Origin of the sequence: Mycolicibacterium chengduense, assembly GCF_033741155.1 — a bacterium.
In the GTDB taxonomy this organism is placed as follows: Bacteria; Actinomycetota; Actinomycetes; order Mycobacteriales; family Mycobacteriaceae; genus Mycobacterium.
This window is the reverse complement of sequence record NZ_JAWQNH010000004.1, coordinates 41638-64995: the sequence shown is the minus strand read 5'-3', so window position 1 is coordinate 64995 and position 23358 is coordinate 41638. Positions and strand designations below refer to the sequence as shown.

At 69.5% G+C, this 23358-nt stretch carries 24 protein-coding genes; 15 read left to right on the top strand and 9 right to left on the bottom strand.

Translation table 11 applies throughout. The annotated features are described in order from the left end of the window. Positions 1-12: 12 nt before the first annotated feature. A complete protein-coding gene (gene ctaE, locus SBI67_RS15375) occupies positions 13-624 on the bottom strand; it encodes an aa3-type cytochrome oxidase subunit III (RefSeq protein WP_266048357.1) in 612 nt (203 codons plus the stop codon). Positions 625-760: 136 nt separating this feature from the next. Between ctaE and trpD the strand changes: the two genes are divergently transcribed. Further along, positions 761-1831 (top strand): anthranilate phosphoribosyltransferase, encoded by a 1071-nt coding sequence (trpD, locus tag SBI67_RS15370; RefSeq protein ID WP_318981403.1) that lies wholly within the window; start codon positions 761-763, stop codon positions 1829-1831. Here trpD and SBI67_RS15365 read toward each other — a convergent pair. Further along, on the bottom strand, positions 1815-3599 hold the full coding sequence (locus tag SBI67_RS15365; RefSeq protein ID WP_318981402.1) for a DEDD exonuclease domain-containing protein: 1785 nt from the start codon (positions 3597-3599) through the stop codon (positions 1815-1817). The genes trpD and SBI67_RS15365 overlap by 17 nt on opposite strands. 147 nt (positions 3600-3746) lie before the next feature. On the opposite strand from SBI67_RS15365, the gene SBI67_RS15360 reads away from it, so the two are divergent. The 4 genes from SBI67_RS15360 (at position 3747) to SBI67_RS15345 (ending at position 7271) form a co-directional block, all read left to right on the top strand. Continuing rightward, a complete protein-coding gene (locus SBI67_RS15360; protein WP_318981948.1) occupies positions 3747-3968 on the top strand; it encodes a hypothetical protein in 222 nt (73 codons plus the stop codon). 150 nt (positions 3969-4118) lie between these two features. Next, on the top strand, positions 4119-5276 hold the full coding sequence (ripC, locus tag SBI67_RS15355; RefSeq protein ID WP_413232493.1) for a peptidoglycan hydrolase RipC: 1158 nt from the start codon (positions 4119-4121) through the stop codon (positions 5274-5276). 41 nt (positions 5277-5317) lie between these two features. Further along, positions 5318-6094 (top strand): peptidase, encoded by a 777-nt coding sequence (locus SBI67_RS15350; protein WP_318981400.1) that lies wholly within the window; start codon positions 5318-5320, stop codon positions 6092-6094. 10 nt (positions 6095-6104) lie between these two features. Then, positions 6105-7271, top strand: coding sequence for a glycosyltransferase family 4 protein (locus SBI67_RS15345; RefSeq protein ID WP_318981399.1), 1167 nt, complete (start codon positions 6105-6107; stop codon positions 7269-7271). On the opposite strand, the gene SBI67_RS15340 is transcribed toward SBI67_RS15345, so the two are convergent. Continuing rightward, complete coding sequence (locus tag SBI67_RS15340) at positions 7268-9064, bottom strand: AMP-dependent synthetase/ligase (RefSeq protein ID WP_318981398.1); 1797 nt, start codon at positions 9062-9064, stop codon at positions 7268-7270. The two genes, SBI67_RS15345 and SBI67_RS15340, sit on opposite strands and share 4 nt — an antisense overlap. A gap of 107 nt (positions 9065-9171) precedes the next feature. On the opposite strand from SBI67_RS15340, the gene SBI67_RS15335 reads away from it, so the two are divergent. The 5 genes from SBI67_RS15335 (at position 9172) to SBI67_RS15315 (ending at position 12568) form a co-directional block, all read left to right on the top strand. Continuing rightward, positions 9172-9561 (top strand): polyketide cyclase / dehydrase and lipid transport, encoded by a 390-nt coding sequence (locus SBI67_RS15335; protein ID WP_266048352.1) that lies wholly within the window; start codon positions 9172-9174, stop codon positions 9559-9561. Between the two features lie 41 nt (positions 9562-9602). After that, a complete protein-coding gene (locus SBI67_RS15330) occupies positions 9603-10046 on the top strand; it encodes an SRPBCC family protein (RefSeq protein ID WP_318981397.1) in 444 nt (147 codons plus the stop codon). Positions 10047-10057: 11 nt separating this feature from the next. Further along, a complete protein-coding gene (locus SBI67_RS15325) occupies positions 10058-11296 on the top strand; it encodes an ArsA family ATPase (RefSeq protein ID WP_318981396.1) in 1239 nt (412 codons plus the stop codon). Then, the gene (locus tag SBI67_RS15320) at positions 11284-11700 is read left to right on the top strand and encodes a hypothetical protein (RefSeq protein ID WP_413232492.1); all 417 of its coding nucleotides are present in this window, start codon (positions 11284-11286) and stop codon (positions 11698-11700) included. Before SBI67_RS15325 ends, SBI67_RS15320 begins: the two co-directional genes overlap by 13 nt. Before the next feature lie 196 nt (positions 11701-11896). Further along, positions 11897-12568, top strand: coding sequence for a lysophospholipid acyltransferase family protein (locus SBI67_RS15315; protein ID WP_413232520.1), 672 nt, complete (start codon positions 11897-11899; stop codon positions 12566-12568). Between the two features lie 9 nt (positions 12569-12577). On the opposite strand, the gene SBI67_RS15310 is transcribed toward SBI67_RS15315, so the two are convergent. Continuing rightward, positions 12578-13855 (bottom strand): glycosyltransferase 87 family protein, encoded by a 1278-nt coding sequence (locus SBI67_RS15310; RefSeq protein WP_318981393.1) that lies wholly within the window; start codon positions 13853-13855, stop codon positions 12578-12580. 95 nt (positions 13856-13950) lie between these two features. Here SBI67_RS15310 and SBI67_RS15305 point away from each other — a divergent pair, with 95 nt between their 5' ends. The 3 genes from SBI67_RS15305 to SBI67_RS15295 are packed head-to-tail and all read left to right on the top strand — an operon-like array spanning position 13951 to position 16772. Beyond that, complete coding sequence (locus tag SBI67_RS15305) at positions 13951-14823, top strand: hypothetical protein (protein WP_266048346.1); 873 nt, start codon at positions 13951-13953, stop codon at positions 14821-14823. Between the two features lies 1 nt (position 14824). Beyond that, positions 14825-15334: a polyadenylate-specific 3'-exoribonuclease AS gene (locus SBI67_RS15300; protein WP_318981392.1), complete on the top strand. Its 510-nt coding sequence runs from the start codon at positions 14825-14827 to the stop codon at positions 15332-15334. Positions 15335-15386: 52 nt separating this feature from the next. Further along, positions 15387-16772: a class II 3-deoxy-7-phosphoheptulonate synthase gene (locus tag SBI67_RS15295; RefSeq protein ID WP_318981391.1), complete on the top strand. Its 1386-nt coding sequence runs from the start codon at positions 15387-15389 to the stop codon at positions 16770-16772. Positions 16773-16781: 9 nt separating this feature from the next. Here SBI67_RS15295 and SBI67_RS15290 read toward each other — a convergent pair whose 3' ends face one another. Continuing rightward, positions 16782-18008 (bottom strand): protein kinase domain-containing protein, encoded by a 1227-nt coding sequence (locus tag SBI67_RS15290; protein ID WP_318981390.1) that lies wholly within the window; start codon positions 18006-18008, stop codon positions 16782-16784. A 36-nt stretch (positions 18009-18044) separates the two neighbouring features. Between SBI67_RS15290 and SBI67_RS15285 the strand changes: the two genes are divergently transcribed. Further along, complete coding sequence (locus SBI67_RS15285) at positions 18045-18449, top strand: Rv2175c family DNA-binding protein (RefSeq protein WP_318981389.1); 405 nt, start codon at positions 18045-18047, stop codon at positions 18447-18449. 68 nt (positions 18450-18517) lie between these two features. Here SBI67_RS15285 and SBI67_RS15280 read toward each other — a convergent pair whose 3' ends face one another. The 4 genes from SBI67_RS15280 to SBI67_RS15265 all read right to left on the bottom strand — a co-directional run bounded on the left by SBI67_RS15280 (position 18518) and on the right by SBI67_RS15265 (position 22540). Then, positions 18518-20038, bottom strand: a complete 1521-nt coding sequence (locus SBI67_RS15280) for an alpha-(1->6)-mannopyranosyltransferase A (RefSeq protein ID WP_318981388.1) — start codon at positions 20036-20038, stop codon at positions 18518-18520. Between the two features lie 4 nt (positions 20039-20042). Next, entirely contained in the window at positions 20043-21137 is a 1095-nt protein-coding gene (gene idsA2 / locus SBI67_RS15275; RefSeq protein WP_318981387.1) for a bifunctional (2E,6E)-farnesyl/geranyl diphosphate synthase, read from the bottom strand. Between the two features lie 73 nt (positions 21138-21210). After that, entirely contained in the window at positions 21211-21870 is a 660-nt protein-coding gene (locus tag SBI67_RS15270; protein ID WP_318981386.1) for an LppM family (lipo)protein, read from the bottom strand. A gap of 4 nt (positions 21871-21874) precedes the next feature. Beyond that, positions 21875-22540, bottom strand: coding sequence for a GNAT family N-acetyltransferase (locus tag SBI67_RS15265; protein ID WP_318981947.1), 666 nt, complete (start codon positions 22538-22540; stop codon positions 21875-21877). A 257-nt stretch (positions 22541-22797) separates the two neighbouring features. Here SBI67_RS15265 and SBI67_RS15260 point away from each other — a divergent pair, with 257 nt between their 5' ends. Then, on the top strand, positions 22798-23202 hold the full coding sequence (locus tag SBI67_RS15260) for an SCO2097 family morphological protein (RefSeq protein WP_318981385.1): 405 nt from the start codon (positions 22798-22800) through the stop codon (positions 23200-23202). Positions 23203-23358 lie beyond the last annotated feature (156 nt).

Sequence of the window (23358 nt, the reverse complement as noted above, 5' to 3'; positions counted from 1 at the left end):
TCATCGACTGGATCACCGAACGAAGTAGATGACGGCGAACAGGGCGATCCACACGATGTCGACGAAGTGCCAGTAGTAGGACACGACGATCGCTGCGGTGGCCTGGGCCGGCGTGAACTTGCTCATGCGGGTACGCGCGAGCAAGAAGATGAAGGCGACGAGACCGCCGATGACGTGCAACCCGTGGAAGCCGGTCGCCAGGTAGAAGACCGAACCGTAGGCGCTGCCGGGGATGGTCGTGCCGTGCTCGACGAGGTGGAAGTACTCGTAGCCCTGGCCGCCGACGAAGAACGCGCCCATCAGGAACGTGATGACATACCACCGGCGCAGGCCGAAGACGTCACCGCGCTCGGCGGCGAACACGCCCATCTGGCAGGTGAACGACGAGGCGATCAGCACGGCGGTCACCGGCACGGCCAGCCACAGGTTGAGCTCCGTGGGGGGCGGCGGCCAGACGCCGTGTGCTTGGGCTCGCGCGGTGAAGTACATCGCGAACAGCCCAGCGAAGAACATCAGCTCACTGGAAAGCCACACGATGGTGCCGACACTGACCATATTCGGCCTGTTCAGCGAATGTACGCGAGACGTGATCGCGGTTCCGGAAGTCCCTACAGCGCTCGTCACAGGTGCAAGTATGACGCTTTGTAGTTGATTAACTCCACCCGGGTTCCGATTTGGTCGAGGTTGTGTCGCGATCGGGTGCCGATCCGGCCGTGATCGGGCCGCCGGGGTGCCCCCGGCCAGGCGATAACATCACCTGGTGCCTCTCGCCGAACCCTCCGCCGACGTATCCACCTGGCCGCAGATTCTCGGCCTGCTGACGACACACCAGGATCTGCTGCGGGGGCAGGCGGCCTGGGCGATGGACCAGATCATGACCGGTGCGGCGACGCCCGCTCAGATCTCCGGTTTCGCCGTCGCGATGAAGATGAAGCGACCCAACTCCGCCGAGGTACGCGAGCTGGCCGACGCGATGCTCAAGCACGCCCGCCGGCTGCCCGCCGACGCGGTCGGCAACGCGGCCGTCGATATCGTCGGCACCGGCGGCGACGGCTCCAATACGGTGAACCTATCCACCATGGCCTCGATCGTGGTGGCCGCGGCGGGGGTACCCGTGATCAAGCACGGCAACCGGGCGGCGTCGTCGCTGTCGGGTGGTGCCGACACCCTGGAAGCCCTCGGCGTGCGGATCGACCTCGGTCCCGAGGATGTCGCCCGCAGCCTCGGCGAGGTCGGGATCGGATTCGCCTTCGCCCCGCAGTTCCATCCGTCCTATCGGCACGCGTCGGTGGTGCGCCGCGAGATCGGCGTCCCGACCGTCTTCAATCTGCTTGGCCCGCTGACCAACCCGGCCTCTCCGCGGGCCGGCTTGATCGGTTGCGCCTGGGGTGACCTGGCCGAGGTGATGGCCGGTGTGTTCGCCGCGCGGGGATCCAGCGTGCTGGTGGTGCACGGCGACGACGGTCTCGACGAGCTGACCACGACGACGACCAGCACCATCTGGCGGGTGCAGGCCGGCACCGTGGAGCGGCTCACGCTGGACCCGGCCGCGTTCGGGTTCAAGCGAGCCGACCTGAGCGAGCTGATCGGCGGTGACGCCGAGGCCAATGCCGCATCGGTACGCGCGGTGCTGGGCGGCGCCCAAGGTCCGGTCCGCGACGCGGTGGTGCTCAACGCGGCCGGCGCGATGGTGGCCCACGCCGGGCTCTCCGGCGACGCCCAGTGGGTGCCGGCCTGGGAGTCCGGGTTGCGCCGCGCCACCGAGGCGATCGACTCCGGTGCCGCCGAGCAGCTGCTGGCCAAGTGGGTTCAGTTCACCCAGAAAGCCTAGGTGGGTAGGCCTTTCGCGGCGGTGGGTCGATGCCGAAACGGTCATCGGTGAGTTCGGCGCCGTCGTGCTGTCGGGCGGCAAGCCGGGCCGACCGGGCGTGCGCGGCCCAGCCGGCCCACCGCGCGGCCGACCCGATCGGACTGGCGTAGCCCCGGTCGGCCCGCACGATGCGCACGCCGGGCCCGGCCAGCCAACGCATGATCAACCCGGTCTCTTCGACGAGCGCCCCGCCCAGCGGCGCGGGCTCCGGCAGGATCGTCTGCGCCGCAGCGCAAATCGCGTCCACCACGGGCATGGGCGGCACCCCGCGGCGCGCACAGCCGGCCGAGGCCAGCTGCCCGTGCCGGATGACCGCCAGCTCCCAGCCGCCGCGCCCGTCGGGGCGGGCCGCGACGAGTTCGTCGACGGCGGCCAGCGCCTGCAACCGCTGACCGCGGCACACCGCCTCCACCGTGTCGGCGGTGTGGTCGCGCAGCCGGGCGGCGCTCTCGTAGCGGTGCGCGGCGGCCAGCGCCTCGATCTGAGCCAGCACCGTGCCGAATGCCGCACTGTCCGCGCCGGCGATGAGTGCGGCGGCGGCCTGCGGGGCCGCGGCGTATCCGGCGGCGTCGGCCCCGCGCGGGGCCGGACACGGCGCCAGTTCGTGGTGATCGCAGGCGTGCCGCGCGGTGCGTGACAACCGTGCCGTACACGTGCGCACACCCGTTCCGCGGCTCAGGATCTCGGCCGCCGCGACGGCGTCCGCCCGGGCGCTGAACGGGCCCAGTGCCCGCTCACTGCGCGGGGCCCGCACCACCGAGAACCGCGGGAACGCCTCCTCGGTCAGCACGATCCACCAATGGCGGCGCGGAAACCGGGAACGCCGGTTGTACGGCGGCGCGTGCGCGGCCAGCAGCCGTAGTTCGCGTACTCCCGCCTCCAGTTCGTGCGCGCACTCGACGTGGTCGACCCGGGTGGCCAGGGCCACCATCTCTTTCATCCGGGTGCGTGGGTCGGCGCCGGTGAAGTACTGGCTGACCCGGCGGTGCAGATCCACGGCGGTGCCGATGTAGAGCACCTCGTCGCCGGGCCCGCGGAACAGGTACACCCCTGGCCGGCCGGGGATACCGGCGGCCAGGTGCCGCTTGCGGCGCTGCGGTGCGGTTTTGTCCGGGAGGTAGGACCGCAGCTCCGGGTAGGTGCGCACGCCCTGGTTGCCGACCCGTTCGATGAGTCCGTGCAGCACATCGACGGTGGCGCGGGCATCGTCGAGCGCGCGGTGGGTGGGCGTGGTGGCCGCGCCGAACAGCTGCGCGAGTGCGGAAAGCCGGACGCTGGGCGCCTCGTCACGGGTGAGCACCCGGCGGGCCAACCGAACCGTGCACAGCACCGGCGGCCGTGGCCAGGTCAGCCCGAGTCGCTCGGTGGCGGCACGCAGGAATCCGATGTCGAACCCGGCGTTGTGGGCGACCAGCACCGCGCCGCGGGCGAACTCCAGGAACGCCGGCAGCACGCTGTCGATCCGCGGTGCGTCGTGCACCATCGCCGAGGTGATTCCGGTCAACTGGACGATCTGGGGCGGGATGGCGCGGCCCGGGTCCACCAGGGTGGCCAGCTCGCCGAGCACGACGCCGCCGCGCACCTTGACCGCGCCGATCTCGGTGACGGCGTCATGGCCGTCCCCGGTAGCCCGGCCACCGGTGGTCTCCAGGTCGACGACGACGAAGGTGGTGTCGGCCAGCGCGATGTCGGCGAGCGGCTCGACATCGGCGAAGCTCAGCTGCGACACGTCGGTGACGGTAACCCGCGCTACCGACAGCGCCGGGATCTGTCGGTGGCCCTCGTTACGGTGCGGGCACTGACAGATCAGAGAGGACCTGACGTGACATATGGACAACGACGACAACGACCCGCCGATGATTCTCGGGAACCCGACATCGACACCGGCACGGTGGTGATCGACTGCGACGACTGCGCGGTGCGCGGACCGGGATGCCAGGACTGCGTGGTCAGCGTGCTCCTCGGAGTTCCGGAGAGTTTGCTGGATGACGAGCGCCGGGCCCTGGAAGTGTTGGCCGACGCCGGGTTGGCCCCGCGGCTGCGGTTGGTCCCGATCAGGCGCGCGGAGAACCGAGGTGGTACAACAGGTGTGGCGTGATGACACGCACACTTCCGCGGAGGCAAAAATTCATCCGGATCGGCTGTTAAATTTGCGTCTCCTGTTGGACAAGCCCGATGCCGTTTCGTAACCTATCTGAGACCTAATTGAGTTCGAGCCGGCTCGTAAGCAGTTTAAGGACGCGAAACCTTGAGGCCTGATCGCACAGACCGACCGAAGCGTGGCGTCAAGCGACCCCTGGCCGGTGTGATAGCGAGCATGGTGCTCCTCGGCGGCGCACTCGCCGGCGGCGTGCACGCCGACCCGGCCGATGACGCACTGGCAAAGCTCAACGAGCTGTCGCGACAGGCTGAGGAGACCACCGAAGCCATGCACGCGGCCGAGCTGGATTTGGACAACAAGCTGGCAGCGCAGCGTGCCGCGGAAGCCAAGCACGCGTCCGACCTCGCAGACGCCGAAGCGGCCAAGCAGCAGCTGGCAACATTCCAGAGCTCGGTCAACAAGGTTGCCGCCGCCCAATATATGGGCGGCCGTACCGATGGTCTCGACGCCATGCTGACCGCCGCCTCGCCGCAGGGGTTGATCGATCAGCTTGCCGTGCAGCGGGTGATGGCCACCGAGATGTCGTCGCAGATGCAGAACTTCCGGACCACCAGTTTGCGCGCCGCTCAGGCCGAGACGGCCTCGGCGCAGTCGGCCGCCGACGCCAAGACGGCCGCCGAGCAGGCCGCCGCGGTGCGCGCCGATCTGCAGTCCAAGCAAAGCAAACTGCAGGTGCAGATCGCCGTCGTCAAGTCGCAGTACCAGGTGCTGACCCCGGCCCAGCGCGAGGCGCTGGCCGCCATCCCGCCGGCGCCCGCTGCGCCCGCTCCGGCCGACGCGCCGCCCCCGGCGGCGTTGCCGGGGCAGGATCCGGCCGTGCTCGCCGCGCCTCCGGAGGCCATCCCGCCCGGTGACGTCGCACCGCCGCCCGACGGCGCTGTTCCGGCGCCCGGGGGGACCAGTGAAGGCATGGCTGCCGTGCAGGCCGCGCTCACCCGGATCGGCTCGCCGTACTCGTGGGGCGCCGAAGGGCCCGGCGCGTTCGACTGCTCCGGTCTGGTCAAGTGGGCGTTCCAGCAGGCCGGCATCTCACTGCCGCACTCCAGCTACGCGCAGGCCGCCGGCGGCCAGCCGGTGTCCACCGATCAGATGCAGCCCGGTGACGTCATCTCGTACTACTCCGACGCCTCGCACGTCGGCATCTACATCGGTGACGGCATGATGGTGCACGCATCCACCTTCGGTGTGCCGGTGCGGATCGCGCCCGTCAACAACGCGCCGATCTACAACGTCCGCCGTTACTGAAGTCCGCCGTTACTGATCTCGCGCGGGTCGCGCTGACCCTGGTGGCCACGGCACTGCTGGCCGGCTGCCAGCAAGCCGGCGTCGCGCCCACCCGCACCGACTCGACCTCCTCGGTGACCTCGTCCTCGGTCGAATCGGCGCAGACCCGCTCGCTGCCCCTGCCGGACGGCCGCACCGCACGCCTGCGCAGCCTCGGCGGGCCGCGCACCCAGCCGCTGCTGGACCGGATCGCCGCCGAGCTCGGCGACGCCGCGGCGGCCGTCACCGCGTTCTGGGGACCGGACTGGCCCAGGGACATCGTCGTGGTCGCCACCGAGACCGACCAACAGTTCCGCGTGCTGGGTTTCGACGGTCCCGATATCGCGGCCGCCACCACCGCCGACGGCATCGTGTTCGCGCCGGGGGCAGCCGCCATGAGTCCGGCCTCGCTGCGAATCGTGGTGCGCCACGAACTGTTTCACTACGCGGCACGGGCGCACACCGCCGCCGATGCCCCACGCTGGCTGGCCGAGGGGGTGGCCGACTTCGTGGGCCGGCCGCCGGCCCCGCTGCCCGGCCCCGCCGCCGCGGCGGCACTCGCGCGGCTGCCCACCGATGCCGACCTGGACAGTGTGGGCGAGGCACGCTCGGCCGCCTACGACCGGGCCTGGTGGTTCGCCCGCTATGTCGCCACCCGCTACGGCGCCGCCACGCTCAAGCGACTGTATCTACGGGCCAGCGAGCCCGGCCACCCCGACGTGGCGGACGCGGTCCGGGACACCCTGGGCGCCGACCTGGACCAGGTACTGGCCGGCTGGCGGAACTGGATGAGCGGATAGCCTTGGCGCGATGACCCGGGTGCTGCTGGTAACCAACGACTTTCCGCCGCGCCGCGGTGGTATCCAGTCCTACCTGGAGGCCTTCGTCGGGCAACTGCTGGCCCACGGCGGGCACGAGCTGACCGTCTACGCGCCGAAATGGAAGGAGTGCGCGGCTTACGACGAGAATGCCGCGGCCGCCGGCTACCGGCTGGTGCGCCATCCGACCACCCTGATGCTGCCCGAGCCGTCGGTGGCCAACCGGATGCGCGCGCTGATCGCCGAACACGGCATCGAAACCGTCTGGTTCGGTGCGGCGGCCCCGCTGGCGCTGCTGGCCCCGCTGGCCAGGGCCGCGGGCGCGTCCCGGGTGATGGCCAGCACGCACGGCCACGAGGTGGGCTGGTCGATGCTGCCGCTGGCCCGAAACGCGTTGCGGCGCATCGGCAACGAGACCGACATCGTCACCTATGTCAGCAGTTACACCCGCGGCCGGTTCGCCTCGGCGTTCGGGCCGCGGGCCCACCTGGAGCGGCTGTCGCCCGGGGTCGACGTGGACCGGTTCACCCCCGACCCGGCCGCGCGCGCCGCGTTGCGGACCCGGCACGGGTTGGGGGAGCGGCCGGTGGTGGTATGCCTGTCGCGGCTGGTGCCGCGCAAGGGCCAGGACATGCTGATCCGCGCGCTGCCCGCCATCCGCGCCGCGGTGCCGGGCACTGCCCTCGTGGTGGTCGGCGGCGGACCCTACCGCGACACGTTGCACAAGCTGGCCCACCAGGCCGGGGTGGCCGAGCATGTGGTGTTCACCGGCGGTGTGCCGGGTGCGGAGCTGCCCGCCTATCACGCGATGGGTGACGTGTTCGCCATGCCGTGCCGCACCAGGGGCGCCGGCCTGGACGTCGAGGGGCTGGGCATCGTGTTCCTGGAGGCCTCGGCGTGCGGTGTGCCGGTGGTCGCCGGGCGCTCCGGCGGGGCACCGGAAACGGTGCGCGACGGGGAGACCGGCATCGTCGTCGACGGGACCGATGTCGGCGCGGTCGCCGCCGCGGTCAGCGGTGTGTTGGCCGACCCGGACGCGGCCGCGGCAATGGGCGCGGCCGGCCGGCAGTGGACCGTGCGGAACTGGCAGTGGAGCGCCCAGGGGGCGCGACTGCACCGACTGCTCAGCGGCGCGGCGGCGAGCGCCGAGGGGAGTTAGGCGTACAGCGCGTCGATATCGGCGGCGAACTTCTGCGCCACCACCTTGCGCTTCACCTTCAGCGTCGGGGTCAGCTCGCCGGTGTCCTCGGTGAAATCGACAGGCAGGATCCGGAATTTGCGGATCGCCTCGGCCTTGGACACCACCTGATTGGCGTCCTTGACCGCCAGCTCCACCTCGGCGAGCAGATCCGGGTCGGTGGCCAGGTCGGCCACCGTGGCGGCGGCATCCTTGCTGTTGCGCTGCTTCCAGCCGGGGAAGGCCTCCGGGTCGATGGTGATCAGCGCCGCGATATAGGGCTGCTGGTCACCGACACACATCGCCTGGCTGATCAGCGGGTGCGCCCGCAGCCGGTCCTCCAGCACGGCCGGGGCGACGTTCTTGCCGCCGGCGGTGACGATGATCTCCTTCTTGCGCCCGACGATGGTCAGGAACCCGTCGTCGTCGATCGCGCCGAGATCGCCGGTGTGGAACCAGCCATCGGTGAAGGCTTCCTTGGTCGCTTCGTCGTTGCGCCAGTAGCCGCCGAACACCACACCGCCCTTGACCAGCAGTTCGTCATCGGGACCGAGACGCATGCTGTTGCCCGGCAACAACTTTCCTACCGAGCCGACCTTGAGCGCGCCGATCTGGTTGGCGGTGATGGCCGCGCTGGTCTCGGTGAGGCCGTAGCCCTCGTAGATGGTCAGGCCGACACCGCGATAGAAGTGGCCCAGCCGGGCACCCAGCGGAGCACCGCCGGAGATCGCGGCGCGGCAGGCACCGCCGAGCGCGGCGCGCAGCTTGCCGTAGACCAGCCGGTCGAACACCGCGTGCTTGACCTTGAGCACCAGGCCGGGTCCCCCCTTGTCGAGCGCCTGGCTGTACTCGATCGCGGTGGTGGCGGCCAGGTCGAAGATCTTGCCCTTCCCGCCGTCGACGGCGTTCTGCTCGGCGGTGTTGTACACCTTCTCGAACACCCGCGGCACCGACACCACCAGCGTCGGCTTGAACACCCCGAATGTCGGGACCAGATTCTTGATATCGCTGGTGAACCCGAGGGTGACCTTGTTGGTGAAGGCGGCGACGGTCAGCGCCCGGGCCAGCACGTGGGCCAGGGGGAGGAACACCAGCAGCCGCTCACCTTTGACCAACAGATCGGGGAAGCTGGCCTTGGCGCCGTGGATCTCGGAGAGCAGGTTGGCGTGTGTCAGCTGGCAGCCCTTGGGCAGACCGGTGGTTCCCGAGGTGTAGATCAGGGTGGCCGGATCGGCCGACCTTATGCCGGAGCGTCGGTTTTCCAACTCGGCGGCGTCGATGCCCTTACCCGCCTCGGCCAGTGCGTCCAGCGCCGCCGGACCGGTCCCCGCGATGCGCAGCACCTTGCGCACCTGCGGCACCTGATCGCGCAGCTGCTCCACCCGGTCGGCATGCGCATCGGTTTCGGCGATCACCAGCACGGCCGACGAATCGGCCAGCACGTGGCGGATCTGCTCGGCCGAGCTGGTCTCGTAGATCGGCACGGTCACCGCGCCGGCGGACAGGATGGCGAAGTCGATGATGGGCCACTCGTAGCGGGTGGCCGACAGGATGGCCACCCGATCGCCGGGCTGTACGCCCTCGGCGATCAAACCCAGGGCCGCGGAACGGATCTGCTCGGCGGCCTGGGCGCAGGTGATATCGGTCCAGCGGCCGTCGACCTGACGCTGGAAGATGACGTGGCCGGGATCCTGGGCCTCGTGCGCGTATACGGCGTCGACGACGGTGTCGGACTCACCGATCTGGAACGTTGCGGCAACGCTGTACTCACGCACGATTCTGGCCCCTCGTCAATGCTGGTGACGGATGACTTCCGGCATCCGCCGGTCAGCCTAGTCGCCCCCGTCGGACCGGCGGTACCGCGTGTGTGATGCTGACAGCCATGAACAGCGTGCAGATCTCCGACGAGACGTTCGTATGCGCGGATCCTGCCGAGGTCGGACGCGCGGTGGGCGACCCGGCGAGCTGGCGGCGGTGGTGGCCGGATCTGCGCCTGACGGTCGTCGAGGACCGCGGCCCGGCCGGGGTGCGCTGGACCGTCGCCGGCGCACTCACCGGAACCATGGAGGTGTGGCTGGAGACCATGATGGACGGGGTCATCCTGCACTATTTCCTGCACGCCGAGCCGTCCGGTGCCAGCGCGCACGACCTGGCCCGGCTGGACCTGGCCAAGCTGAACCACACCCGCCGGGTGGCGGGCAAGCGGATGGCGTTCGAGGTCAAGACCCGCCTCGAGCAGCACCGGCCGGTCGGGGTATCGCGGCTGTCCTGATAGCGAGCAGGGCGTTCGGCGGTGCGGGTACATTTCTGGGCGTGGCGGAGAAGACGGCGCAGACGATCTACATCGATGCCGATCCCTCGACGGTGATGGACGTGATCGCCGATATCGGCTCGTATCCGGAATGGGTGGCCGAGTACAGGGAAGCCGAGGTGCTCGACGCCGACCCCGCGGGTAACCCCAAGACGGCGCGCCTGGTGTTGGACGCGGCCGTGCTCAAGGACACCATGGTGTTGTCCTACCAGTGGCCGGGCGACCGTAGATCGGTGACCTGGACGTTGGTGTCGAGCTCGCTGCTGCGCGGCTTGGAGGGCGCATATCGATTGTCGCCCAAGGGTTCTGGAACGGACGTCACGTACGAACTGTCCGTCGACCTGCTCATCCCGATGATCGGCCTGCTCAAGCGCAAGGCCGAACGCCGGCTCACCGACACCGCGCTCAAGGACCTCAAGAAGCGAGTCGAGGTGGGTGTGAGCTGAATGGCGAGCAAGTGTCCGCCCCCGCCCGCATCAGCCTGTTCGTCGGGAAGGGCGGGGTAGGCAAGTCGACGTTGGCGACCGCCACCGCGGTGCGCGAAGCGCGCAGCGGTCAGCGGGTGCTGATCGTGTCGACCGACCAGGCGCACTCCACCGGCGACGTGCTCGGGGTGCCGGTCGCACCGACCGGCACCAGGGTGCCGACCCGGGTGCTGGCCGATGTCGACACCGGCTTCCTGGACGCGCTGGCCTTGGACACGCTGGCCGTGCTGGAGCATCAGTGGCGCGACGTGGCCGGTCCGCTGGCCGAACGTTTCCCCGAGTCTGATCTGGGTGATGTTGCCCCGGAAGAACTTTCGGCCATGCCGGGCGTCCAGGAGGTGCTCGGCCTGCACGAGGTGGGGGAGCTGGCCGACTCCGGCCACTGGGATCACGTGGTGGTCGACTGCGCGTCCACCGCCGACGCGCTGCGCATGCTCACCCTGCCCGCGACGTTCGGGCTGTACCTGGAGCGGATCTGGCCTCGGCACCGTCGGCTGTCGATGCGCGGCGGCGATGCCGCATCGGCGGCGGTGGTGGCGCTGCTGGAACGGATCGCCGACGGCACCGACGCGCTGTCGGCGCTGCTCGCCGATGCCGAACGGGTCAGCGCGCACCTGGTGCTCACCCCGGAGCGAGTGGTGGCGGCCGAGGCGATCCGCACCATCGGCTCGCTGACGCTGATGGGGGTGCGGGTGGCCGAGTTACTGGTCAACCAGGTGCTGATCCAAGACGATTCGTACGAGTACACCAATCTGCCGGAGCACCCGGCGTTCGACTGGTACACCGAGCGGATCGCCGAGCAGCGCACCGTGCTCGAGCAGCTGGACACCGCGATCGGCGATGTGCAGCTGGTGCTCGTGCCGCACCTGGCCGGCGAGCCCATCGGCCCCAAGGCGCTGGCCGAGCTGCTCGCCCAGTCCCGGCGGCGCGATGGGGCGCCGCCGCCCGGTCCGCTCAAGCCGGTGGTGGACCGCGAATCGGGAACTGGGCTCGAAGCGGTCTACCGGATGCGGATACAGTTGCCGCAGGTTGACCCCGGCTCGTTGACACTGGGCCGGGTCGACGACGATCTGATCATCGGCTCCGGCGGGATGCGCCGCCGCGTCCGGTTGGCGTCGGTTTTGCGGCGCTGCATCGTCATGGACGCGCAATTGCGGGGTACTGAACTCACGGTGCGATTCCGCCCCGATCGAAAGGTATGGCCGGAGTGACAGGGGAAGGCCCAGATCCCGACGCCGCCCGGCGGCGGCATGCGGACGTGAGCCCCGAACTGCGGCAGCTAGCGCAGGCCATCCTGGACCGGCTCGACCCCGCGGTGCGGTTGGCCGCGGCCCGGGCCGCATCCGCAGGCGCCGGTGAGGGCAGATGCCAGCAGGTCTGGTGCCCGGTGTGCGCGCTGGCCGCCCTGGTCGCCGGTGAACAGCATCCGCTGTTGTCGGTCATCGCCGAGCACAGCATCGCGCTGCTGGCCATCGTGCGCGCCGTCGTCGGCGACCCCGACTCTGCCGGACCGCCGTCGCCGCCGGGCTCCACGCCGCCACCCCCCGCCGACGGTGAGCAGCCCCCCAAGGCGCCCGGCCGCTACGAATCCATCCGGGTCGACGTCGAGGACTGATCGGCTGGGCCGGTTCCCCGTCGCTGCGCTCGCCCCCGGGGCTGGTTCCCCGTCGCTGCGCTCGCCCCCGGGGTTGATTCCCCGGCACCTGCCATGTGGTCGTCGTAACAATGCGTGGGTAAAGTTGTCGCGGAACGCTGTCAAGGCGTGCGGCGCGGGAGGCAACGTGTTTTTCTGGTTCTACAAATACATCTTGATGGGCCCCCTGCTGCGTTTGCTCGGCAGGCCCAAAGTCGAAGGGCTGGAATACGTTCCGGATTCGGGCCCGGTCATCCTGGCCAGCAACCACCTGGCCGTCGCGGACAGCTTCTACCTGCCGCTGGTGGTGCGGCGCCGGATCACCTTCCTGGCCAAGGCCGAGTACTTCACCGGCACCGGGATCAAGGGCAAGCTCACCAAGTTCTTCTACTCGTCCACCGGCCAGGTGCCCATCGACCGCACCGACGCCGACTCGGCCCAGGCTGCCCTGCAGACCGCCCAGCGCATCCTCTCCCAGGGCAAATTGCTCGGGATGTACCCCGAGGGCACCCGTTCGCCGGACGGTCGGCTCTACAAGGGCAAGACCGGTCTGGCCCGGATCGCGCTGGAAAGCGGCATCCCGGTGATTCCCGTCGCGATGATCGGAACCGACGTGGTCAACCCGCCGGGCGACAAGATGTGGCATTTCGGCCGGGTGCAGGTGCGCTTCGGCAAGCCCATGGACTTCAGTCGGTTCGAGGGGCTGGCCGGTAACCGGTTCATCGAGCGTGCCGTGATCGACGAGGTGATGTACGAACTGATGCGGTTGTCCGGTCAGGAGTACGTCGACCTGTACGCGGCCGACGTCAAAGAGGGCAAGACCCCCGCTCCGGTGGCCAAGGCCGGTTAGCTCACCGGGTCAGGTCGCCGCCGCCGCGGTCGTATCCACGGCCTTGGCGGCTTTGGGCGCCTTGCCGCCGAGCGCGCCGCTCGCCGCCGGTGCGCTCGCGCCGGCCACCGCGATGACGATCAGCGCCCACCACAGATAGGAACCGCCGGCCAGCTTGCGCCACAGCGAGGCCGCGGTCTCGTGGTGTTCGGGCAGCAGCGTGATCGGCGTCCACACCATCAGCGCCAGCCCGGCCGCGCTCACCAGCACCAGCGCCAGGCGGCGTCGGCGGTACCCGACCACGGCGGTGACGATCACCGCCGGCATCATCCACACCCAGTGGTGCGACCACGACACCGGCGACACCGCCAGCCCGAACATCGCCACGCAGATCAGCGCGAGCACCGGCTCGCCACCGTCGGCCGGGTCGCCGCCGCGCTGCAGCAGCCGGTGCACCGCCCAGCCGGTCAATGCGAGCACCAGGCAGCAGGCCACCGCCCAGGGCAGGAAACGCTGCTCCTCGCCAAGACCCAGCCGGGCCAGGGTGCCCGAGATGTTCTGGTTGGTGTTCAGCGTCGCGGTGCCGATGCGGTTGGTGTCGCGCAGCGTCTCGGTCCAGTACTCGCACGAATCCCGCCACGCCAGCACGAAGCCCACCAGCGTCGCGGTGACCGCTGATATCGCCGTCACCGCCACCGCACGCACGTCGCGGCGCAGCAGGAAGTACAGCAGGAACACCGCGGGGGTCAGTTTGACGGCGATCGCCAGGCCGAGCAGCAGACCGCGCGGCCACGGCGTGCGCTTGGGCACGCAGTCGGCGATCACCAGCGTCATCAACACCACGTTGATCTGACCGAACGCGAAGTTGGACCGGATCGGCTCCAGGAACACGACGGCCGGGGCGACCAGGGCTGCGGCCAGCCAGGCGCGCTGCTGCCAGGTGGCCGCGACCCGCAGCCGGGTCAACACGATCGTCACCGAGATGATCAGCAGCACCAGCGTGGTCACGGTGATCGCCGCGCTGGCGGCGGGCAGGGTGAGCCAGGCAAACGGGGCGAATGCGATCGCCGCCAGCGGCGGGTAGGTGAACGGCAGGTCGAGGCCGGCCTGGGTCTGGAACTTGGTGCTGTCGGCATACAGCGGGGTGCCGTCCAACCAGGCCTGGCCGCCCATCCGATAGACGTCGATATCGATTCGGTACGGGGGGTGGCCGAGCAGCCGCCAGCCGGCCCAGGCCAGGCCCGCCAGGGTCAGCAGCTGGAACAACCGCCATGCCACGGTCGTCCGTAAACCCGCCTGAGTGCTCATTTCGTCGACCAGCCTATCCGTGTGGCCCGGCGCGCCGGCCGGCGCAGGACGCCTGGTGACACATTCCGGTTGCTGGTCGGCGTATCTTCTCGACCGTGCACCCGCGCGTCCAGCTCGACTTCGTCACCGGCGATCGCCTGCCGCTGTTGTGCTGCCTGATCGCATTCATCCTCACGTTCTTCCTGACCCGCCTCATCGTCCGGTACATCCGCAGCCACCCGGCCGGCGACGCGCCGCGCAAGTGGTGGCAACCGCGCAATCTCTCGGTCGGCGGCGGCGTCCACCTGCACCACGCGGTCATCGGGGTGATCCTGGTGATGGTTTCCGGAGTGTCCATGGTGACCCTCGCGGTAAACGGTGGTGTGCCGGAATTCACGGTGGCCGCGGTGTTCTTCGGGATCGGCGCGGCGCTGGTGCTCGACGAGTTCGCGCTGATCCTGCACCTGCAGGACGTGTACTGGGCCGAGGACGGCCGCACCTCGGTGGACGCGGTGTTCGTCGCCATCGCGGTGGCCGGGCTGCTGGTGCTGGGATTCAACCCGCTGTCCTTCTTCGATATCGGGATCTGGCGGGCCGACGACACCTGGGAGGCGCGGACTGCCGTCATCGCGATGGCCGTGCTGACGCTGGCGCTGGCCGTGGTGGTGCTACTCAAGGGCAAGGTGTGGACCGGTCTGGTCGGCATGTTCATCACGCCGCTGCTGTTCCTCGGCGCGATCCGGTTGTCCCGCCCGCACGCGCCGTGGGCGCGCTGGCGCTACACCAGCCGGCCCCGCAAGATGCACAAGGCGCTGGAGCGCGAGCGGCGGCTGCGCCGGCCGGTGGTCCAGGCCAAGCTGTGGGTGCAGCACGTGGTCGCCGGTGAACCGCACTTCCCGGACGACGTGTTGGTCAACGAGGAACTGGATCGCGAGATCCATGCCGCGCCAGCGCCCGCAGCGCCGCTGGCAAGTAAGGGGGGCCACTGACATGCGCTATTTCTACGACACCGAGTTCATCGACAACGGCCGCACCATCGAACTCATCTCGATCGGGGTGGTGGCCGAGGACGGTCGCGAATACTACGCGATATCAACCGAATTCGACCCGGACCGGGCCGGCAGCTGGGTGCGCAAGAACGTGCTGCCCAAGCTGCCGTCGCCGTCGTCGAAGCTGTGGCGCTCGCGCAGGCAGATCCGGGCCGAGCTGGAGGACTTCTTCGATATCGACGGTGACGAGCCGATCGAGCTGTGGGCCTGGGTGGGCGCCTACGACCACGTGGTGCTGTGTCAGCTGTGGGGCCCGATGACCGACCTGCCGCCGGCGATGCCACGCTTCACCAGGGAGCTGCGCCAACTCTGGGAGCACCTCGGCAACCCGCGGATGCCTCCGCGGCCCACCGATTCGCACGACGCCCTGGTCGACGCGCGGCACAACCTGCGCCGGTACCGGCTGATGGCCGCCGACGAGCGGGAAGGGGACTGGGCGGTACGGGCCTGAGCTGCGGGTATGGCCGGTCAAATCGGCCCGGTGGCGCGGTTACCATAGAGCGGTGAACTGGACCGTCGACGTACCCATCGACCAGCTGCCGGATCTGCCGCCGCTCCCCGAGGACCTGCGCCACCGGCTCGACGCCGCGCTGGCCAAGCCGGCGTTGCAGCAGCCCAGCTGGGACGCCGGCCAGGCCAAGGCGATGCGGACGGTGCTGGAGAGCGTGCCGCCGATCACCGTCCCGAGCGAGATCGAGAAGTTGAAGGTCCAGCTGGCGGCGGTCGCCCGCGGTGAGGCCTTCCTGCTGCAGGGTGGCGACTGCGCCGAGACGTTCGTCGACAACACCGAACCGCACATCCGGGCCAATATCCGCACCCTGCTGCAGATGGCGGTCGTGCTGACCTACGGGGCCAGCCTGCCGGTGGTCAAGGTCGCCAGGATCGCGGGTCAGTACGCCAAGCCGCGCTCGTCCGATATCGATGCGCTGGGGTTGAAGTCCTACCGCGGCGACATGGTCAACGGATTCGCCCCGGACGCCGCGGTGCGCGACCACGACCCGTCGCGGCTGGTCCGGGCGTATGCGAATGCCAGCGCCGCGATGAACTTGGTGCGCGCGCTGACCTCGTCGGGGATGGCGTCGCTGCAGAAGGTGCACGACTGGAACCGCGAGTTCGTCGCCAACTCGCCGGCCGGGGCGCGGTATGAGGCGCTGGCCGGCGAGATCGACCGCGGGCTGCGCTTCATGAGCGCGTGCGGGGTCGACGACCGCAACCTGCAGACCGCCGAGATCTTCGCCAGCCACGAGGCTCTGGTGCTCGACTACGAGCGGGCCCTGCTGCGGTTGTCCAACGAGTTCGACGAGCCGCGGCTGTACGACCTGTCCGCGCACTATGTCTGGATCGGCGAGCGCACCCGGCAGCTGGACGGCGCGCACATCGCGTTCGTGGAGACCATCGCCAACCCGATCGGAATCAAGATCGGCCCCACCACCTCGCCCGAGCTGGCCGTCGAGTACGTCGAGCGCCTCGACCCGCACAACGAGGCGGGCCGGCTCACCCTGGTCAGCCGGATGGGCAATCAGAAGGTGCGCGACGCGCTGCCGCCGATCATCGAGAAGGTGCAGGCCTCCGGGCATCAGGTGATCTGGCAGTGCGATCCGATGCACGGCAACACCCACGAGTCCTCCACGGGGTACAAGACCCGGCACTTCGACCGCATCGTCGACGAGGTGCAGGGCTTCTTCGAGGTGCACCACGCGCTGGGCACCCACCCGGGCGGCATCCACGTGGAGATCACCGGGGAGAACGTCACCGAATGTCTTGGCGGCGCGCAGGACATCTCCGACGACGATCTGGCCGGTCGGTACGAGACGGCCTGCGATCCGCGGCTGAACACCCAGCAGTCGCTGGAGTTGGCGTTCCTGGTCGCCGAAATGCTCCGCGGCTAGCCTGCAGGGTCAGTGCAACAACCCGGGCAGGTTGTTGCCCAGGGTCCAGGCGCCGGTCGCGATCAACCCGGTCAGGATGAGCAGCACCAGCACCCAGCACGCCAAAGTGCGCCTGGCCCGCTGCCGCGCCCAGTCGAACTCGTCGAAGCCGATTCCGGCGAATTGCTCTGGCACCGGCGAGTATTCGGGCTCGGTCTCCGGCTCGGCCAGCGCGCTGTCGAGGTCCTGGGCGAAGTCGGCCCCGTACTCCCGGGTGGGATTGGGCACCCGCTCGGTGCCCGCCCGGTTGTCGAATACCCGACTGTGGAACAGGGTGGCCGCCCGGTGTTGGGCAGACTGCCGGGGCGCGGGCACCCGGAACGGAGGCAGCCCGAGTTCGTCGATGGCGTCGGCCAGCGCGTCGGCCAGTTCCCCGGCGTCGGCATACCGTGCCGCCGGGTCGCGGTCGGTGGCCCGGGCCACCAGATCGTCGAATTGCCGCGGCACCCCGGCGATCCCGGCGCTCGGCGGTGGCACATCCTGGTCCATCCGCTGATAGGCCACCGACAGCGCGGTGTCGCCGGTGAACGGCGTACGCCCGGTGAGTAGCTCGTAGGTCAGCACGCCGACGGCGTACACGTCGCTGCGCGGGGTGGCTTCCCCGGTGCCGACCTGTTCGGGGGACAGGTACGCCGCGGTGCCCAGAATGACGCTGGTCGAGGTGATTCCGGCTTCGGCGACGGCACGCACCAGACCGAAGTCGGCGATCTTGACCTCGCCGTCGTCGGAGATCAGCACGTTCTCCGGCTTGATGTCGCGGTGCACCAGCCCTGCGGCGTGCGCCACCGCCAGCCCGCTGCACAGCGGGGCGAGCACCGCGGCCACCGCGTGCGGCGGCATCGGGCCGCGTTCGTTGAGCAGCTCGCGCAGCGTCCCACCCTCGATGAGTTCCATCACCAGGAACGGCGCCGGCTCGCCGAGCCCGCCACCGCCCTGGTCGTACACGGCCACCAGGGCCGGGTGCTTCAGCCGCGCCACCGCCTTGGCCTCACGCTCGAACCGGGTCAGGAACTGTTGGTCCCCGGCGTAGCGGGAATCCATCACCTTCAGCGCGACCGGCCGGTCCAGCCGGATGTCGAGCCCGCGGTACACCGTGGACATGCCACCGGAGGCAATCGGCGCGTCCACCCGGTAGCGGCGGTCCAGCACCGTGCCGACGAGCGGGTCCGCGCGCTGGTAGGTGTCCACCGAACACATGGTACGAGAGGTGCTCGCAGCCTTAGACTCAGTGCGGTGAGCAGCATTCCGGCGGCCGACGACGTCTTGGACCCCGAAGAATCCGTTTATGACCTGGCCGAGGTGTCGGCCCTTCTCCGCATCCCGGTGACCAAGGTGCAGCAACAGCTGCGCGACGGTCATCTGGTGGGTGTCCGGCGCAACGGGGCGGTGGTGGTGCCCAAGATCTTCTTCGACGACACCGGGCACGTCGTCAAACCGCTGCCCGGATTGCTGGTGGTGCTGCAGGACGGCGGTTACCACGAGACCGAGATCATCCGGTGGTTGTTCGCCCCGGATCCGTCGCTTACCATCAGCCGCGACGGCAGCACCGAGCGGCAGACCAACGCCCGGCCGGTTGACGCGCTGCACTCACATCAGGCGCGCGAGGTCATCCGGCGGGCTCAGGCGATGGCCTACTGACGGCTCGGCCGTCGTGGCCTACTGACGGCTCCGCCGTCGTGGCCTATTGACGGCTCCGCCGTCGTGGCTTACTGACGGGTGCCTTCGGGCGCCTTCGCCAGCAGGTACCAGGCGCCGACCGCGCACGCGGTGGCCAGGCCGACGTGGATCCACGAGTACATGCCGTGCGAGCCGTCGGGTTTGAAGATCACCATGATCCACGTCGAGAAGCCGGCGATCAGCGCGATCGCGGCCCGCGACTGGGCGAGTGCCGACAGCACCGCCAGCGGCCAGGTGTAGTACCAGGGCAGCGCCGCGGGCACGAACAGCACCACGACGAGCATCGCCAGGGCGATACCGGTGAGCGCCTCCCGGTCGTCGTGCCGGAACCGCCACCACAGCAGCGGCAGGCTGATGGCGATCACGGCGACGCCGATGATCCGGGTGATGTCCAGCACGGCGTAGAAGTTCACCGTGACGAACAGTCCGCCAACGGTGTTGATGACGTTGGCGACCGCCGTCGGGATGGTCAGCCAGTTGATGATCTTCACCGACCCGGCCAGCGCCGTCAGCCAGCCCAGCCCCACCCCGGCCAGCCACGACAGCACCGCGAACACGGCCACGAAGATCGCCGCCGAGGCGGCCGTCGCCATGGCGAACGCCTTCACCGGGCCGTGGTGGTGCCGCTCGCGCAGCTGCCGGGTCCACACCCACACCATGAACGGCAACGCGATGCCCGCGGTGGCCTTCACCGCCACGGCGATGGCGATCAGGCTCACCCCCCACACCGGGCGGCCGCCGAAGGTCAGGGCGATGGCGGCCATCATCAGTCCGACCATCAGCATCTCGTTGTGCACGCCACCCATCAGGTGGATGATCACCAGCGGGTTGAGCACGCAGATCCACAGCGCCACTGCACCGTTGGCGCCGACATGGCGTGCCACCCGGGGAGCGGCCCAGATCAGCAGGGCCAGGCCCGGCAGCATGCACAACCGCAGCAGCATGGTGCCCTCGACCACGTGGTTGCCGACGATCAGCGTGACGAATTTGGCCACCAGGATGAAGGCCGGCCCGTACGGCGCGGTGGTGGTGGTCCAGATGGGGGAGACGTTGTCCAGCAACGAGTTCGGGTTGTCGACGGGGCCGACGACGTAGGGATCGAAACCGTCGCGCAGCAGGGCGCCCTGGGCCAGGTAGGAATACGTGTCGCGGCTGAACACCGGCACGCTCAGCAGTAGCGGCGTCAGCCAGAACGCCGTGGTGGCCAGCATGGTGTACTCCGACACACCGCCCGACCGGTCGATCACCCGCCGGCCCAGGCCCAGCCAGGCGATGAGCATCAGCGCGACGCCGCCCCACAGCAGCACCGACGAGAGCACCAGGCCGTGCCCGAACCGCAGCCAGGACAGATGCAGCGATTCCAGCAGCGGATCGTGCAGCCGGGTACTGCCGGCGCCGAGACCGCCCGCGGTGATCATCACGGCGCCCAGAAAACCCATCCGGGCCGGGCCGGCCTCGGGTGAGGTCGCGAACGCTCCCAGTCGAGCCAGTTGCCGGCGCAGTACGCCGGCCGGGCCGTCGTGCGCCGGGATCGCCGTCGGGGTGGTCATGCTCCTAGGCGGACCGGTTGGACGCCAGGCCCGCCAGCTCGGCAAGGCCGATCTTGGCGTGCGGGTCGATCGGTGCGGCACCCAGCGCGTCGAGCGCGCGGCGGTTGAGGGTGTCGATGCGGTCCTCGACCGCGGCCAGCGCGCCCACCGCCTCGATGACCAGGCACAGTTCGCGGACCTGGGCATCGGACAGGTCCGTCCCGATCGAGGTTCGCAGCAGTTTGGCGGCCACCGGATCGGATTTCTCGGCCAGCTCGACGGCCTCGGCCAGCAGCACGGTTCGCTTGCCGGAGCGCAGGTCGTCGCCGGACGGCTTGCCGGTGACGGCGGGATCGCCGAACACTCCGAGCACGTCGTCGCGCAGCTGGAAGGCCACTCCCAGATCGGTGCCCACCTGGTGGAAGATGGCCTGCACATCCGGACGGTCGGCGGCAGCGGCCGCACCCAGCTGCAGTGGCCGTGACACCGTGTACGACGCGGTCTTGTAGGTGTTGACGGTCATCGCCGAGGCCACCGAGTCGGCCCCGCTGGATTCGGCCACGATGTCCAGGAACTGCCCGCCGAGCACTTCGGTGCGGATATCCGACCAGACCTTCTGCACCCGGGCGTGCGCCTGCACGGACAGGTCGGCGGTGGCGACGATATCGTCGGCCCACACCAGCGACAGGTCACCGAGCAGGATGGCGGCCGACAGCCCGAACTGTTCGCTGGAACCGTGCCAGTTCCGGTCGCGGTGCAGCTCGGTGAAATGCCGGTGCACGGTCGGCAGGCCGCGCCTGGTCGCCGACGCGTCGATGACATCGTCGTGCACCAGTGCGCAGGCGTGCAGCAATTCCAGCGCCGAGAACAGCCGCAACGCCTTGGCGTCGTCGACAGCGGGGTCGCGGTCCTGGCCCGCCACCGCGCGCCAGCCCCAGTAGGCGAACAACGGTCTGATCCGTTTGCCGCCGCGCAGCACGAATTCCTCGAGTGCTGCGGTCAGCTCGGCGTATTCCGGGCCGATGTATGCGCAGTCCTGCCGTCGCTCGGACAGGTAGGTACGCAACTGGGCGAGCACGGCGTCGACCAGTTGCACTGCTGATGGTGCCGCTGTTTCCACGGTCAGCGGGCGCCCCTTTCTCCTGCCCCGAATTCGGCCTCGACGGCTTTCAGCCTAAAGCGTAGGTAGCCGGTCAGCTCGCATCGCCCACCTTGGGTGATTGGTCGCGGGCCATCCAGGCGACCGCGCCGATGATCCCGGCCACGACGAACGATCCGATGGTCAGCCAGATGGCCGCGCCGGTGAACGACCGGGCGCTGGGGTCGGTGTAGCGGGCTTGGGCGTTCATGGTGGTCACCACGCCCGGCTTGAGTTTCCATTCGACGACGTCGCTGGACACCTGGTCGCCGTTGGTCGAGGTGACCTCGCCGGGGAACGACACGCTCATCGAGACGTCGGCATCGGGATCGTTCAACGTCGTCAGGTCGACCCGGCCCTCCAGGATCACCAGCTCGCCGGCGCGGCGCAGGGAGATGTCCACCCCGGCGGCGTCGCGGTTCATGTTGGCCAGCTGCGGCAGCTCGGCGAAGGTGAGATCGGAGAACACAGCCTGCGAGCCGACGTAATCGCCGCGGTTGTACTCCGAAATGGCCACCTTGTTGCTGAACGGCAGCGTGTTCAGCAGCTGCGGACCTTTGTCGTCGGCGTTGCGGGCCTTGGCCGCGGCCACGATCTGTCCGGACACCCGGTCGTCGGGGGAGACCGTGATCGAGGTGCGCACCCGTACGCAGCCGACGGCCAGCGGCGTGAGGATCAGCAGCAGCAGGACCAGGGCTCGGAGGCGGCGCGGCACCCGGTCATCGTGCCAGATCGGGGCCGTCGAGCGGCAGTGACCGGCCCAGGATCGCGAACGCGCGCGGATCCCCCGCGAAGTGGTAGTCGCGAATCACATCGGTGAACCCGAGGCGGCGGTAGAGCCGCCAGGCCCGGTTGGCCTCGCCGTTGATCTCGGGTGTGGACAGCAGCACGTGGGTCTCGGCCCGGCCGGACAGCAGCCTGCGCAGCAGCGCCTCGCCCAGCCCGCGGCCCTGGGCGCGGGGGTGGATGTGCAGCTCGGTGAGCTCGAAGTAGCTCGACATCAGGGCGGCGACGTGGGCCTGGTCGGTGCCGACACGGCGCAGCCCCTGCACCACCTGCTGCTGCCACCACTGGTCGGGCGCACCGCAATAGCCGTAGGCGATGCCGACCAGGTCACCGTCGGCGGAGCCGACAATTCCATCGGTGTCGGCGGAGCCGACAATTCCATCGGCGTCGGTGTCGGTGCCGACGGTTGGACCGGTGTCGCCGGTGTCGATCACGGCGACGCCTTTCCAGCCCGGGCGCCGGCTGTGCTCCAGCCACATCGCGGCGCGCTGGCCCTCGGTGCCGCGCGGATAGCGCATGGCGTCGACGTAGACCGTGAGCGCCTCGTTCAGTCGCCGCTGCATCGCGGCAGGCGACAGATCCACCAGATACGTCGCCAACGGGTGCCCTTCGGTTATGCGTGTCGGATCCGTGCGTTCGGACCTCTTCATTATCGGATGCGGTCCCGGTTCGCCGGCCGGGAGGGGTTTCGTGGCGGACGTCATAGGGCGCGCACCGCACAATCGTGGGCCAAGTAGGTGGTACGGGTCAGATCGACCTCGTATCATGGTTATTAAGCGTCCGTACGTGCGGACGTAAGACTCTGACGACATGGCCGCGGCTGCAACGACGCTGCATCGATCCTGAGGAGGGACGGATGCCACTCTCCGATCATGAGCAGCGCATGCTCGACCAGATCGAGAGTGCGCTGTATGCCGAAGACCCCAAGTTCGCGTCCAGCGTCCGGGGTGGCACCTTGCGCGCTCCGTCGACCCGGCGTCGTCTCCAGGGTGCGGCACTGTTCGTCATCGGTCTGGCGCTGTTGGTGTCGGGCGTGGCGTTCAAGGCCACCATGATCGGCAGCTTCCCGGTCCTGTCGGTGATCGGCTTCATCCTGATGTTCGGCGGCGTCGTGTTCGCGGTGACCGGACCGCGGGTGGCCGGCCCCGTCGACAAGTCCGCTCCCTCGGGTGGACCGTCGCGCAGTAAGCGCGGCAAGGCCGGCGGCGGCTCGTTCACCGCTCGAATGGAAGACCGTTTCCGGCGTCGCTTCGACGAGTGACACCGTTCGGCTCAGGGGCAGTTCCGTAAGGAACTGCCCCTTTTTTGTTGCGGCGTGTCCGCTCGGGTGGGGCTGGCCGGGTCGGCCCGTGTCTTCGCGCCCCACTTTCCCCCACCGCGCTGCCATCTGCGGCGATACGGCCTGACCTGCGTCTTC